Raw genomic sequence first — 13,070 nt, forward strand, 5'->3', positions numbered from 1 at the left:
CGCTCGCTCCTCGGATGCGAGTACGGGGCTGTAGTTCAATGGTAGAACTTCTGCTTCCCAAGCAGATAGCGCGGGTTCGATTCCCGTCAGCCCCTCCACACAGAGCTTCCCTCACGGAGAAGCCCCGCCATCCAGACCCATAGCGCCGACGGCGGGGTTTGGACACCCCCTTACCATCTGCTCCGCGCGGGTCTAGCGTTGCTGGCCGCAGTCGGTACTGCTTGCCCGGGGAGGGCGTGCAGGAGCGCTGCGTAGCCGGCGGTCCGCTGTGGTGCGAAGGGGCAGCGCGGCGGGCCGCTGGTGATCCGGGTTCGCCGAAGCAGGAAACCGTCGCCGACGACGGGTTGCACCGGCGGCGGCCCTATGCGCGCGCGATCGCCCTGACGCGATTGTTGCGAGGATTGTGCTCGAGTTCGACGAGTCCGAGGGCTTCGAGGAGGGGCGGCAGGTACATGCCGAAACGGCCTCGATACCCCTTCCGCTGGCCGTACCAGCCACCCACGGGGTTGTCCTCAGAACGACCCCATGCCTCGACCGAGTCCGGCGCCGGCTCCTTCTTCTCGTCGGCGGCGCCCAGCGTCACCCAGTCGCCGCGTCGGAGCAGTTCTGCGTGGAGGTCATCGATCGCGCGCGCGAGGTACGTGAGCCTGGTCGACCCCACCTGGCAGACCAAGAGGGCCGGATCGGTGTCGTCATCCCGAAAGATCGTGTACTCGGACGACAGAGGCGCGGTCTTCAGGACCCAGGGGTCCGTCGGAGTCCCTGCGCCGGACCAGTGCTGCTCGTTCATGCTCTCCTCGGCGCTGTCGACCATGCGCTCACGATACTCCCGAAGGCCCGCGGGGCGTGCCGGTTGCCCGGTTCACGCTGCCAGCGGTGGCGGGGCCCGCTCGGCGATCAGGGGTGTGATCTACCGCCGGTCCTGGGAAGACCGTGAGGCAGGCAGTGGTGCACGCGGGAGCCAGGCGGCGACGCCGAGCAGAGCCATCACGAGGATGAGCTGAGCGATGCCCGTGGCGAGGTAGAGCACCTGAAGCCAGGACGTCCCTCTGATCATCCCCGTCTCGACGTAGATCCAGAGGATCATTCCGAAACCCGCGACTGCGGACCAGAACAGTCCCGCCTCCCTCCGAGCCAGCAGCAGCCCCATCGCGATCACCTGAGTGCCCCCGACGACGACGAGCAGGATGACACCCGGCCCTATGAAGTTCGAGAACGGACCGGTCGCGAGGAAGGACGAGGGCATCCCGAGCCCCGCGGTGGCCATGAGGCCTCTGACGTCTCCCTGCACGATTCGACCGCCGTGGCGGATCACGAGTCGGACGCCGGAGACGTGTCCTCCGTCGGGCCGGGCCGTTCCGACCGCTCCTGGGCCGAGTCCCTCGACGCGGCCCACGGCCTCTGGCGATGGATCTCCAAGAGCTGGGCGCCCAGGCCGAAGCACACCATCGCGAGCCACACCACGATGTTGAGCCAGGGAACCTGCAGCGCCGCGATCAGGATGAGACCGCCGAGCAGGGATTCGACCACGGGCCGCCGCCTGTCTCGGAAGACCAGCCGGCCGACGTAGTGCGCGACGTAGGGGAATGCGGCGAGCGTCATCGCCAGCCACACCACGGCACCGATGAGCGCGAGCGGAGCGCCGACGACGGTGACGAGAAGGAAGAGGAGCACGAGGGGAACGGTGATCGCTGCGACGAAGCCCACGAGCAGCGCCTTCCACGGCGAGGGGAGCAGATGGCCCGTCACGCGGTCCAGCCAGCGCGGGAACGCCAGACCCGCCACGAGCGTGACGAGACTGAAGGCCACCAGGGCATAGAGCAGGCCCAGGAACCACCCGAAGACGACAGCCCACGGGGAGATCTCCACTCGCGGCGATTCGGTCGGGGCGATGCGTTGCACGGTACCGGCGACCGCCCCTTCCGCGATCCGCGCCTCCCGGTCACTGTGATAGGTCAGGCTTCCGCCGACCGCTCCATCGACGGTGAGGGTTCCGACACTGAGCATCAGATCCCGGCCCACGGTGCCGGCGACGCGCATGTCGCCCGCGGCGCCCACGAGATCATCGCCGAAGGAGCCGGTCTCGGTGACCGTCACGTCGGCTGCGAGGATCGTCCCGCTGCGGGACACCTCGCCGCTGATCGTGACCGCCTGGCCCGAGAGCCGCACATTTCCATCGACCGTCCCGGTGATCGTGATGGTCTGCGCCGCGGCGATGACGTCTCCGGTGACGTCCCCGCTGATCGTGACGCTCTGACCGGCAGCGTAGACGTCACCGTTCACGACTCCGGAGACGTCGACCGTCACGCCGGAATAGAACTGCGGCCCGTCTTGGTCGCCGGCAGCCGCGCGCACGCCCGCATCCGCTGCTGTCGCCGGCGCCCGAGGAGAGGCGACAGCGCCTGCCCCGGTTCCGATGACGAGCACTCCGAGCGTGAGAGCAAGGGCGATTCGCCTCACCGTGCGAGAACTGTTGCGCATGTCATGACCTCTCAGTGACCCACACCCGGACGCCGCCTGACGCCGCCGCAGGACGAACAAGCACCGACGCTCCCATCGGTATCGCCCGCCCCGAAGAGCCGCGCTCAGTGTGCTCCGAAGCCGGACGGTGGTCATAGGGCCAGAGGTCCCGCGGGTCCCTCAGGTGGGGTCGCCGAGGGCGCGCACGATCTCGCGGAACTCGTCCGGGCTCCGTCAGTGCCCCGACGGCTCGGTGGCGGCGACGACGGTCCCGTCGAGCTCACACACGACGGCCAGCGTGTTGTACACGGTCCCGTAGCGGCGCAGATTCTCATGCAGCAGTTCGATGCGACGCGGGGACTCGTCCGTCACCAGCGAGAGCTCGTACCAGAGTCGCGTGAAGGACGGTGGCCGGTCTTGGCGATGTGCCGTGACCACCACATCGGCGCGTTCATACCGAAACGGAAGGAGTGCGGAGCATCTCTCGACATTCTTCAGCAGGCACGCTGCCAGAGCGGAGGCGAGCAGATCCGCAGGCCCCGGGAGAGCTACCCGCTGCGGGCGGCCCCAACTGGCATCGAAGGCGATCCGCTGTGTCCCCGCCTCGATGACGGCCGCCCCTGCTTCTGTAACGCTCGCATGAACCGTGTAGGCCGTCGTAGGCCGGTCTGCCGGACCCGTCATAGTCATGCGTCCAGCTTGGGCGGCTCACAGCCGGAACGAGGGGCGAACGTCCTACGGACATGGACACACTCGGAGAATCCGAGTGCGCATGAACAGGACCTTCGGCCCGACGATCCGAGCGAATCCGCCCGACGATTGCTCCATGGGTGAAGAACGGAGCACGATCAAAGTCGTCGAGAAGGCGGGCCAGTGGGGGTTCTTCTTCCTCCTTGCCTACGTGGGCGCTGCCATCTACTTCATCTCACGCTCCGGCGGGGCGTTCTGGGATGTCATCCTCGGCCTTCTCCAGGCAGCCGTCTGGCCCGTCTACCTGACCTTCCACGCGCTCGAAGCGCTGGGGGTATGAGGCCTGCCCACGACGCCCATCGTCGGCGGACAGTGGATCGAGCCGTATCCTCTGGAAGTGACATCCATGAAGCCCCCGGACCCCGGGGGCTTTGTCGTCGGGTCGATGACTTCGCGCCCGGCAGGACATCCCATCCGAATCGTCATCGGTTCCGAACAAGAGCGGATGGGGGATGCTCGCGCGCCCTCCGAGCCGCCCGCACGACCGAGAGGAGCCCCGATGCTCGAGTCATCGACCCCGCCGCTTGCCGCCCTCGACGGCTACCGCAACGTCACCGACCTGCTCGTGGCGCGGGCCGCCGCCGCCCCCGGTCACGTGGCATTCGAGGTCGAAGACCCGTCGACCGGCTCGTGGCGACCGATCACGACGCGTGGTTTCGAAGAGGAGGTGCGCGCTCTGGCGAAGGGCTTCATGGCCCAGGGCATCCAGGCAGGCGACCCGATCGCGATCATGGCGCCCACGCGCTACGAGTGGGCCGTCGCCGACCTCGCGGCCTGGTTCGCCGGTGCCGTCGTCGTGCCGATCTACGAGACCTCCTCGCCGTCGCAGGTGAACGCCATCGTCGCGGATGCCGGTGTGCGTCTGGCGATCGGTGGCACCTCGGAGCACACGGCGCTCCTACAGGAGGCGCTCGCGAAGACGAACGCCGTCACGCTCGGCGCGTGGACGATGGATGCCGAGACGACCGGCGCCCTTGCCGATCTGGTCGCGGGCGGTGTCGGCGTCACCGACGAGGAACTCGAGGCCCGCAGAACGACCGCCACCCAGGACGATCCTGCGACGATCGTCTACACCTCGGGCACCACGGGCGAGCCCAAGGGCGTCGTGCTCACCCACCGGAACTTCCTCGGCCAGGTGCTCAACATCGCCGCCGCGTACAGCGAGATCGTGAACGAAGACGGCAACACCGTCATCTTCCTGCCCCTCGCTCATGTGCTGGCGCGCGGGCTTCAGCTGATCTGCCTGGCCAGCGGCATGCGCATCGCGCACCTGTCCGACCCGTCGACGGTCGTCGCCACCCTCGATACTCTGCGTCCCACGTTCCTGGTCGTCGTGCCGCGGGTGCTGCAGAAGATCCAGGCGGCCGCCGCGGGCAAAGCCGCCGACAAGGGCCTCGCGGGAGTCTGGGCGAAGGCCGAGGCCACGGCCATCGCGTGGGGCCGCCGCGCCGAGCGGATCGACGCCGGCAGGCGCATCGCCAGGAACCGCGGCCTCCGCGTGCGCCACCGCGTCTTCGACGCCCTCTTCTACCGGCGTCTTCGCACCGTGATGGGTGGGAGGGTCGGGTACATCCTGTCGGGCGGAGCGGCCCTCGACACCGAGCTCTCGCTCTTCTTCCGCGGCATCGGGGTCCCCGTCATCGAGGGCTACGGCCTCACCGAGACGACGGCGCCGCTCACCGGCAACCTGCCCGGTCGCATCGCCTCGGGCAGCGTCGGCTCGCCCCTGCCGGGACTCACCGTTCGCATCAGCGATGAGGGCGAAGTTCTGGCCCGCGGCCTCGGCGTCTTCAGCGGCTATCGCAACCCGGCCCACGACGAGGGCGCCTTCGTCGACGGCTTCTTCCGCACCGGCGATCTCGGGCGACTCGACGAGCAGGGCAGGTTGATCCTCGAAGGCCGGCTCAAGGACGTGATCGTGACGTCGAACGGCAAGACGATCGTGCCAACCCGCTGGGAGAGCGCGGTCGAAGCGAATCCGCTCGTCTCGCACGCGGTGATGGTCGGCGAGGGCAAGCCGTACCTCTCCGCGCTGCTCGTCCTCGACCCGGAGCAGGCCAGGGCGTGGGCCGCCGCGGAAGGCACCAGCATCCCCCTGGCCGCGCCGTCCGACATCCGTGCGGTGAACGACCCGGCGCTGCGCGCCCACCTGCAGCGCGCCGTCGACGCCGCCAATGCCCTCGTGGCGCGCAGCGAGCAGGTCCGCCGGTTCAGCGTGGTCTTCGCCGACCTCGACGACCGCGGGCTCGTCACACCGACCATGAAACTCAAGCGGAACGTCGTGCTGGATCGCGCAGCCGTCACCGTCGAAGACCTGTACCTCTGAGAAACAGAAAGCACGCCATGTCCTCCCCCGCACCCACAGCCCCCAAGTCCTCCCGCTCCTCACTCATCGCGATCATCGCCGCGCTCGTGATCGGCGCGCTCGTCGCGCTCGCCGGCAGCCAGAACAGTGCGACGCTAGGCGGCATCCCGCTGTTCGCCCTGGCCGTCGCCGCGGCCTTCGCGATCCAGGTCATCGCTTTCATCCCCGCGATGATCCTGCAGACCGAGCGGTTCTTCGATCTCACCGGCAGCCTCACCTTCCTCGTGATCTCCGCCGCACTCGTCCTCCTGTCGCCCCTGCCCGACGCGCGTAGCTGGATCCTCGCGGCGATGGTGATGCTGTGGGCCGCCCGCCTCGGATCCTTCCTGGCCCTGCGCGTGCACAAGGCCGGATCAGACGGCCGTTTCGACGAGATCAAGAGCTCCCCGCTGCGCTTTCTTCAGGTGTGGGTGATCCAGGGCGCGTGGGTGTCGCTGACCGCGGCCGCCGCCTGGATCGCGATCAGCACGGATGCCGGTGCCCGCGCCCCCATCGGGTGGCTGACCGTCGTGGGCATCATCGTGTGGGTCATCGGCATGGCGATCGAGATCGTCGCCGACGCGCAGAAGTCGGCGTTCCGCGCAGACCCGCAGAACCGGGACGAATTCATCCGCACCGGCCTGTGGTCGCGGTCGCGCCACCCCAACTACTTCGGCGAGATCGTCATCTGGGTGGGCGTGTTCGTCACCGCCGCTCCGGTGCTGGCCGGATGGCAGTGGGTCGCACTCCTCTCGCCGCTGTTCGTGATCCTGCTGCTCACCCGGGTCAGCGGCATCCCGCTGCTGGAGGCGCGCGCCGAGAAGAAGTGGGGCGATCGCGCCGACTACATCGCCTACCGCGAGAACACGCCCTCCCTGATCCCGCGGCTCACGCGGCCGGCCGTGCGCGAGAAGGCCGCATAGACCCTCAGCGCACCTCGATACCGAGGTCCCGCGTGAAGGCGCCCTCCTCGAGCCGCGCCTTCACTGTGGCGAGGAACCGCGCGGCATCAGCGCCATCGATGATGCGGTGGTCGTAAGAGAGCGCCAGATAGACCATGGAGCGCACGGCGATCGCCTCCACGCCCTCCGCGGATTCGACCACTGCGCGCTTCACGACCATTCCCGTGCCGAGGATCGCAGATTGGGGCTGGAAGACGATCGGGGTGTCGAACAGCGCGCCCCGCGACCCCGTGTTGGTGAGGGTGAACGTGCCGCCGGCGAGCTCGTCCGGCTGCAGCCGATTGCTGCGCGTACGCTCCGCGAGGTCGGCGATCTGCGCGGTGAGACCGGCGATGTCGAGGTCTGCGGCGTTGCGGATCACCGGCGCCAAGAGGCCCCTTTCCGTGTCGACCGCGATGCTCAGGTTCTCCCGATCCGGGTAGACGACGTCATCTCCATCGACGATGGCGTTGATGATCGGGTGGGTGCGCAGCGCTTCGGCCGCAGCGATCGCGAAGAACGGCAGGAACGTGAGGCGGTGGCCGGTCGTGCGAAGGAACTCGGCCTTGACCCGATCCCGAAGGTGAGCGACGCGACTCACATCGACCTCGACGACGCTCGTGACCTGCGCCATCGACGTCATCGACGCGACCGCCCGCTGGGCGATCACTCGCCGTAGCCGCGTCATCGGCACCGTGGTGCCGCGCAAGGGTGATGGCTCGTTCCGCTTACGTGGGACGGATTCACTCATGTGTTCTGCCTCCTTCGTGGCGCAGGGCTCTTCGCCGCTCGTGCGGCAGTCGAGGTCGACAAGATTGATACCCCCACCCCCTATGGGTATAGGCTACACCGCGACCCGCCACTCGGCGCCGCTTCATAGGAGGAACGACAATGTCCACACCCCGACCCCTGTCACCAGCGAAGCGGTGGCTCGGCCTCGTGCTGATAGCCACCGCACAGTTCGTCGTCATCATGGACACCTCGATCATCGGTGTCGCCCTGCCTGATATCCAGCGGGACCTCGGCTTCACGCCGGAGTCCCTGTCGTGGGTGTTCAACGCGTACGTGGTCGCCTTCGGGGGACTGCTGCTCTTGGGAGGCCGACTGTCCGACGCCTTCGGCGCTCGAAAGATCTTCGTGCTCGGCTGGCTCATCCTGATCGCCGGTTCGATCCTGGCGGGAGCGGCCGGGAGCGTCGGTGTCGAGATCGCCGGTCGCGCGATCCAAGGCGCCGGATCAGCGCTGATCGCGCCGGCCGCCCTGACCCTTCTGATGATGCTGTTCGGCGGCACATCTGATCTACCCAAGGCATTCGCCGTCTACGGCGCCGCAGCGCCCATCGGCGGCACTGCCGGCGTCTTCCTCGGCGGAGTCCTGACCGAGTACGCGAGCTGGCCATGGGTGTTCTACGTGACCGTGCCGATCGCGCTCTTCGTGCTCGCATTCTCCGCGACGACACTCCCCCGCACCGTCCGAAAGGCGACGGGGTCGATCGATGTCGCCGGAGCCGTCACGGTCACGGTGGGACTGGCCGCCGTGGTCTACGCCGTCGTCAACGCCCCGGAAGTCGGCTGGCTCACCTGGTCCACTCTGGGCATGCTGGCGGCCGGCATCATGCTCCTGGTCATCTTCTTCCTGATCCAGGCGCGCAGCCGCACCCCGCTGCTTCGTCTCGGCCTGCTCCGCGCCCCTCTCCTGGGCGCCGCGAACGGTGCACAGCTCATGCTCGGCGCCGCGTGGGTGTCGATGTGGTTCTTCCTGAACCTCTACCTGCAGCAGGTCCTCGGTGCGAGCGCCTTCGCCGCCGGCGCCGCACTGCTGCCGATGACCGGCCTGGTCGTGATCGTCATGATCGCGCTGGCGCCGCGACTCCAGGAGCGGTTCGGGGCGAAGTCGCTGATCGTCAGCGGCCTCCTGCTTCTGGCAGCAGGACTGGCCTGGCTCGCGTTCGTACGGCCCGACGGCAACTATGTGGTGGACGTTCTTCCCGCATCGCTGCTCGCCGCCCTCGGCATGTCGCTCGCGTTCGTGCCGTCGCTGGGCACGGCCATCAACGCGGCCCCACCCGCCGAGACCGGCGTCGCGTCCGGACTGGTGAGCACCAGCTACCAGATCGGATCCGCGCTCGGGCTCGCCGTGCTCACGGCGATCGTCTACGGGATCGCCGGCGCGGAGGCCTCGAAGGTGGAGCTCACCCAGGGGTACTCCGCGGCCTTCGTCGGTGCGGCGATCCTCGCTCTCCTCGGAGCGATCATCACGGCGATCACCATGACGAAGCCACGGGCGTCCGCCGCGGTTCCCGTCGAGTCGTACTCGATATAGCCGCAGCCCTCCCGACCACCGATCAGCAAGGAACGAACCGATGCCCTCTCCCACACTGCTCATCGCCTACGACGGATCACCGAACGCGCAGAGCGCGGTGCACACCGTTGCCGGCCTGTTCCCCGGCGCCACCGCGCTGCTCTTCTATGCTCGTCAACCCCTCGAGGGCTTCGCCGCTCATCTGGAAGGCCATCCAGCCTTGGAGAAGCTGCAGGACCTTGACGCTGCGGCACTCGACGCGTCAGAGCGGATCGCTGCCGACGGCGCGCAGCTGGCCCTCGACCTCGGACTGAAGGCGGAGGCTCTCATCTCCTCGACGATGGCCACCGCCTCCGAGGCGATCGTCGAGGCCGCCGAGGTGCGGGGTGTCGATCTGATCGTCCTCGGGTCCCGCGGCCTGCGGGGGTTCACCGCGACCGTGCTGGGAAGCACCTCCGCGAATGTGCTCCACCATGCCACCCGTCCGACCCTCGTGATCCCCTCGGACGACGTGGCCGCAGCCCGCCGCACCAACCGAGGGGCCACCCCGCCCCGTAGGTGAGCACCGACCGGATCTGCGCCGGATCTGTCACGCCTCAGGGGTGACAGATCCGGCCCTCCCCCGCGCGGAGGAGAACCGGGCCGGTTGAAGGAATACCCCACCGGGGTATACGGTTATGACGAGTACCCCATACGGGTACTGACCACGAGAAGAGGAAACGCGATGACCACGAACGAGTTCCAGGTGACCGGCATGACCTGCGGACACTGCGAGATGTCGATCCGCGAAGAGGTCTCCGAAGTCCCGGGTGTCGAAGACATCCAGGTGAGCGCACAGACGGGCACGCTCGTCGTCACCGGCTCCGGTTCCCTCGACGATGCGCAGATTCTGGCTGCCGTCGCGGAGGCGGGGTACTCGGCGGTGCGGACGGTATGAACGCCGGGGCGCGCCTCACGATCTACGGGATCGGCGTGGTGGTGGCGTTCGGTGGGGCCTTCGGCCTCGCCAGCGCCATCGTTCCCCCGAGCGTTGTCAGCGAGTGGAAGGAAGGTACGGAGATGAACAGTCACGACGGCGGCCACGATGCTGCCACGACGGCCGCGGAGGAGTCCGCGAATGTCGCTGCGGACAGCCTGAAAGGCCTCTCGCTCGGCCTGGAAGGATACGTCCTGTCGCCGGTCGAGGCGCCGGGAGCCGTCGCAACCTCCGGCGAGCTGCAGTTCCAGATCCTCGACGCCGCAGGCACCCCGGTCACGGACTACACGACCGCGCATGACAAGGACCTGCACCTGATCGTGGTGCGCTCGGACGGGAGCCTGTTCCGTCACGTCCACCCGACGCTGGATGAGAGCACGGGCATGTGGTCACTGCCGTGGGAATGGACGGAAGCCGGGACCTATCGCGTCTTCGCGGACTTCACCCCCGCCGGCACGGATGCCCCTTCGCTCACTCTCACGCGCACGGTCCAGGTGGCGGGCGAGTTCACCCCGGTGGCGCCGCAGCCGACGCAGACCGCACAGGTCGGCGACTTCACGGTCTCGCTCGACGGCGACCTCACGGCGGGAACAGCGAAAGACCTCACCCTCACCGTGACGCGAGACGGCAAGCCCGTCACCGCTCTGGAGCCCTACCTGGGGGCTTTCGGCCATCTCGTCGCATTGCGCGACGGCGACCTCGCCTACCTGCACGTGCACGCCAAGGGGGAAGAGCCTGAGGTCGGCGAGACCTCAGGGCCCGAGATCGAGTTCGCCGCCGAGGCGCCGACCGCCGGCCGGTACTTCCTGTACCTCGACTTCCAGGTCGACGGACAGGTGCACACCGCCGAGTTCGTGGTCGACGCCGCTTCGGGGGATGACGCGGCCGTGTCCGACGGCGACTCCCACGACGACGGGCACTGAGCGACGAGCATCGCCCTGCGGCAGCTCCGCGCTGCTGCCCGCACACACAGCCGACAGAAGGAAAAGCACATGAGTACATCAGCACCTCCGAGCATGGGGTCAGGCGTCGAGTTGGAGATCGGCGGGATGACCTGCGCGTCGTGCGCGATGCGGATCGAGAAGAAGCTGAACAAGCTCGAGGGTGTCGTGGCGACCGTGAACTACGCGACCGAGAAGGCGAAGATCACGGTACCTGACGGCTACGACCCTGCGGTGCTGATCGCCGAGGTGGAGAAGACGGGGTACTCCGCGGCCCTGCCCGCCCCGAAGGGGAAGAGGAACGACCAGGCGGCCGCCGGTGACGCCGATGACGCGGATCCTGAATTGCGGTCGCTGCGCAACCGACTGATCGGCGCGATCGTGCTGACCGTGCCCGTGATCGCGATGGCGATGATCCCCGCGCTGCAGTTCACGTACTGGCAGTGGGCCTCGCTCGCGCTGGCTGCTCCTGTGATCCTCTGGGCGGCATGGCCCTTCCATAAGGCCGCATGGACCAACCTGAAGCACGGCGCCGCCACGATGGACACGCTCATCTCGATGGGCACCTCGGCCGCGTTCCTGTGGTCGTTGTACGCACTGTTCTTCGGCACAGCGGGCACGCCAGGCATGACGCACCCGTTCGAGTTCGCGCTGGCCCCGTCCGACGGGGCGGCGAACATCTACCTCGAGGTGGGCGCAGGGGTGACCATGTTCATCCTCGCCGGGCGGTACTTCGAGAAGCGGTCGAAGAAGCAGGCCGGCGCGGCCCTGCGCGCGCTTCTCGAACTCGGCGCGAAAGAGGTCGCCGTCCTGCGTGGCGGTGTGGAGACGAAGATCCCCGTCGAGGATCTCCAGGTGGGCGACGAGTTCATCGTGCGCCCCGGGGAGAAGATCGCCACCGACGGCGTGGTCGTCTCCGGCACCTCGGCCGTGGACGCATCCATGCTCACCGGAGAGGCCGTCCCGGTCGAGGTCGCCGAGGGCGACGCCGTCACCGGTGCCACGACGAACGTCGGCGGCCGACTCGTGATCCGTGCGACGCGAATCGGGTCGGACACGCAACTGGCACAGATGGCGCAGCTGGTCGAGGACGCCCAGACCGGGAAGGCCGAGGTGCAGCGCCTCGCCGACCGGATCTCCGGGGTGTTCGTGCCGATCGTGATCGTGATCGCCTTCGTGGCGCTCGGCGGCTGGCTCGGGGCAGGATTCCCCGTGACCGCGGCGTTCACGGCGGCGGTCGCCGTGCTCGTGATCGCCTGCCCGTGCGCGCTCGGTCTGGCGACCCCCACGGCGCTTCTGGTCGGCACTGGTCGCGGCGCGCAGATGGGCGTGCTCATCAAGGGCCCAGAGGTTCTGGAGTCCACCCGCAAGGTCGACACCGTCGTGCTCGACAAGACCGGCACCGTCACCACCGGCAAGATGACACTCGTCGGCGTGTTCACAGAGGACCGCACAGATCGTGCAGAACTGCTGCGGCTGGCCGGCGCCCTGGAGGATGCCTCGGAGCACCCCATCGCACAGGCGATCGCCAAGGGGGCGACCCAGGAGGTCGGTTCTCTGCCGACCCCCTCGGACTTCGCGAACATCGAGGGCAAGGGAGTACAGGGGATCGTCGACGGCCACGCCGTGCTCGTCGGCCGCGATTCGCTCCTCGCCGAGTGGTCGCAGCAGCTGAGCCGTGAACTCGCGTCGACGAAGGCCCGCGCCGAGAGCGAGGGAAAGACCGTCGTCGCCGTGGGGTGGGACGGTCAGGCCCGAGGCATCCTCGTCGTGGCCGACACCGTGAAGCCGAGCAGCGCCGAAGCGATCGCTCAGTTCAAGGCGATCGGGTTGACCCCGATCCTGCTCACCGGAGACAACGAGGCCGTGGCCCGGCAGATCGCGGCCGAGGTGGGTATCGAGGAGGTCATCGCCGAAGTCCTCCCGAAGGACAAGGTCGATGTCGTCACCCGATTGCAGCGCGAAGGCAAGGTGGTCGCGATGATCGGCGACGGCGTCAACGACGCCCCCGCGCTCGCACAGGCCGATCTCGGACTCGCGATGGGTACCGGCGCGGATGTCGCGATCGAAGCATCCGACATCACCCTGGTGCGCGGCGATCTGCGCAGCGCGGTCGACGCGATCCGGCTGTCGCGAAAGACACTCGGAACGATCAAGACCAACCTGTTCTGGGCCTTCGCCTACAACGTCGCGGCGATCCCCGTCGCCGCACTCGGAATGCTCAACCCCATGCTCGCCGGCGCGGCGATGGCGCTTTCCAGCGTCTTCGTCGTCGGCAACAGCCTGCGCCTGCGCGGGTTCAAGAGCATCGCCAAGTGATGACACGCACCATCTCCCTCCGCCAGAAGCACTCGAGA

At 68.2% G+C, this 13,070-nt stretch carries 12 protein-coding genes, 1 tRNA gene and 1 pseudogene; 9 read left to right on the plus strand and 5 right to left on the minus strand.

The features are described from left to right. Positions 1–24 precede the first annotated feature (24 nt). Positions 25–98, plus strand: a tRNA-Gly gene (locus tag ASC55_RS09915). Positions 99–361: 263 nt separating this feature from the next. Here ASC55_RS09915 and ASC55_RS09920 read toward each other — a convergent pair. The 4 genes from ASC55_RS09920 to ASC55_RS17315 all read right to left on the minus strand — a co-directional run bounded on the left by ASC55_RS09920 (position 362) and on the right by ASC55_RS17315 (position 3,150). Beyond that, positions 362–814, minus strand: a complete 453-nt coding sequence (locus ASC55_RS09920; RefSeq protein ID WP_082524290.1) for a DUF6855 family protein — start codon at positions 812–814, stop codon at positions 362–364. A gap of 96 nt (positions 815–910) precedes the next feature. Beyond that, complete coding sequence (locus tag ASC55_RS09925) at positions 911–1,267, minus strand: hypothetical protein (protein ID WP_157559428.1); 357 nt, start codon at positions 1,265–1,267, stop codon at positions 911–913. A gap of 44 nt (positions 1,268–1,311) precedes the next feature. Continuing rightward, complete coding sequence (locus tag ASC55_RS09930) at positions 1,312–2,481, minus strand: polymer-forming cytoskeletal protein (RefSeq protein ID WP_055874913.1); 1,170 nt, start codon at positions 2,479–2,481, stop codon at positions 1,312–1,314. Positions 2,482–2,694: 213 nt separating this feature from the next. After that, on the minus strand, positions 2,695–3,150 hold the full coding sequence (locus tag ASC55_RS17315; RefSeq protein ID WP_082524291.1) for an OsmC family protein: 456 nt from the start codon (positions 3,148–3,150) through the stop codon (positions 2,695–2,697). Between the two features lie 136 nt (positions 3,151–3,286). Between ASC55_RS17315 and ASC55_RS09940 the strand changes: the two genes are divergently transcribed. The 3 genes from ASC55_RS09940 to ASC55_RS09950 all read left to right on the plus strand — a co-directional run bounded on the left by ASC55_RS09940 (position 3,287) and on the right by ASC55_RS09950 (position 6,477). Next, complete coding sequence (locus tag ASC55_RS09940) at positions 3,287–3,490, plus strand: hypothetical protein (RefSeq protein WP_055874920.1); 204 nt, start codon at positions 3,287–3,289, stop codon at positions 3,488–3,490. 219 nt (positions 3,491–3,709) lie between these two features. Continuing rightward, complete coding sequence (locus ASC55_RS09945) at positions 3,710–5,536, plus strand: AMP-dependent synthetase/ligase (protein WP_055874923.1); 1,827 nt, start codon at positions 3,710–3,712, stop codon at positions 5,534–5,536. Between the two features lie 17 nt (positions 5,537–5,553). Further along, on the plus strand, positions 5,554–6,477 hold the full coding sequence (locus ASC55_RS09950; protein ID WP_055874926.1) for a DUF1295 domain-containing protein: 924 nt from the start codon (positions 5,554–5,556) through the stop codon (positions 6,475–6,477). Between the two features lie 4 nt (positions 6,478–6,481). On the opposite strand, the pseudogene ASC55_RS09955 reads toward ASC55_RS09950, so the two are convergent. Continuing rightward, positions 6,482–7,216 (minus strand): annotated as a pseudogene (locus tag ASC55_RS09955) (2-oxo acid dehydrogenase subunit E2); the annotation flags it as partial. 170 nt (positions 7,217–7,386) lie between these two features. Between ASC55_RS09955 and ASC55_RS09960 the strand changes: the two are divergent. The 5 genes from ASC55_RS09960 to ASC55_RS09980 all read left to right on the plus strand — a co-directional run bounded on the left by ASC55_RS09960 (position 7,387) and on the right by ASC55_RS09980 (position 13,032). Beyond that, a complete protein-coding gene (locus ASC55_RS09960) occupies positions 7,387–8,817 on the plus strand; it encodes an MFS transporter (protein ID WP_055874930.1) in 1,431 nt (476 codons plus the stop codon). A 40-nt stretch (positions 8,818–8,857) separates the two neighbouring features. Next, complete coding sequence (locus tag ASC55_RS09965) at positions 8,858–9,358, plus strand: universal stress protein (RefSeq protein WP_055874933.1); 501 nt, start codon at positions 8,858–8,860, stop codon at positions 9,356–9,358. A gap of 162 nt (positions 9,359–9,520) precedes the next feature. After that, positions 9,521–9,733 carry a heavy-metal-associated domain-containing protein gene (locus ASC55_RS09970; protein WP_055866402.1) on the plus strand — a complete coding sequence of 71 codons (213 nt, stop codon included), beginning with the start codon at positions 9,521–9,523 and terminating at the stop codon, positions 9,731–9,733. Beyond that, entirely contained in the window at positions 9,730–10,695 is a 966-nt protein-coding gene (locus tag ASC55_RS09975) for a hypothetical protein (RefSeq protein ID WP_055874936.1), read from the plus strand. The genes ASC55_RS09970 and ASC55_RS09975 overlap by 4 nt, the downstream gene beginning before the upstream one ends. Before the next feature lie 69 nt (positions 10,696–10,764). Further along, a complete protein-coding gene (locus tag ASC55_RS09980) occupies positions 10,765–13,032 on the plus strand; it encodes a heavy metal translocating P-type ATPase (protein ID WP_055874939.1) in 2,268 nt (755 codons plus the stop codon). The last annotated feature ends 38 nt before the right edge of the window (positions 13,033–13,070 follow it).

The sequence above is a fragment of the Microbacterium sp. Root322 genome (genome assembly GCF_001425645.1).
In the GTDB taxonomy this organism is placed as follows: Bacteria; Actinomycetota; Actinomycetes; order Actinomycetales; family Microbacteriaceae; genus Microbacterium; species Microbacterium maritypicum.

Excerpts from the sequence above, each read along its gene's own strand:
- ASC55_RS09920 (WP_082524290.1), bottom strand. The coding sequence starts at position 814 with ATGGTCGACAGCGCCGAGGAGAGCATGAACGAGCAGCACTGGTCCGGC.
- ASC55_RS09925 (WP_157559428.1), bottom strand. The coding sequence starts at position 1,267 with ATGGCCACCGCGGGGCTCGGGATGCCCTCGTCCTTCCTCGCGACCGGT.
- ASC55_RS09930 (WP_055874913.1), bottom strand. The coding sequence starts at position 2,481 with ATGCGCAACAGTTCTCGCACGGTGAGGCGAATCGCCCTTGCTCTCACG.
- ASC55_RS17315 (WP_082524291.1), bottom strand. The coding sequence starts at position 3,150 with ATGACTATGACGGGTCCGGCAGACCGGCCTACGACGGCCTACACGGTT.
- ASC55_RS09940 (WP_055874920.1), top strand. The coding sequence starts at position 3,287 with ATGGGTGAAGAACGGAGCACGATCAAAGTCGTCGAGAAGGCGGGCCAG.
- ASC55_RS09945 (WP_055874923.1), top strand. The coding sequence starts at position 3,710 with ATGCTCGAGTCATCGACCCCGCCGCTTGCCGCCCTCGACGGCTACCGC.
- ASC55_RS09950 (WP_055874926.1), top strand. The coding sequence starts at position 5,554 with ATGTCCTCCCCCGCACCCACAGCCCCCAAGTCCTCCCGCTCCTCACTC.
- ASC55_RS09960 (WP_055874930.1), top strand. The coding sequence starts at position 7,387 with ATGTCCACACCCCGACCCCTGTCACCAGCGAAGCGGTGGCTCGGCCTC.
- ASC55_RS09965 (WP_055874933.1), top strand. The coding sequence starts at position 8,858 with ATGCCCTCTCCCACACTGCTCATCGCCTACGACGGATCACCGAACGCG.
- ASC55_RS09970 (WP_055866402.1), top strand. The coding sequence starts at position 9,521 with ATGACCACGAACGAGTTCCAGGTGACCGGCATGACCTGCGGACACTGC.
- ASC55_RS09975 (WP_055874936.1), top strand. The coding sequence starts at position 9,730 with ATGAACGCCGGGGCGCGCCTCACGATCTACGGGATCGGCGTGGTGGTG.
- ASC55_RS09980 (WP_055874939.1), top strand. The coding sequence starts at position 10,765 with ATGAGTACATCAGCACCTCCGAGCATGGGGTCAGGCGTCGAGTTGGAG.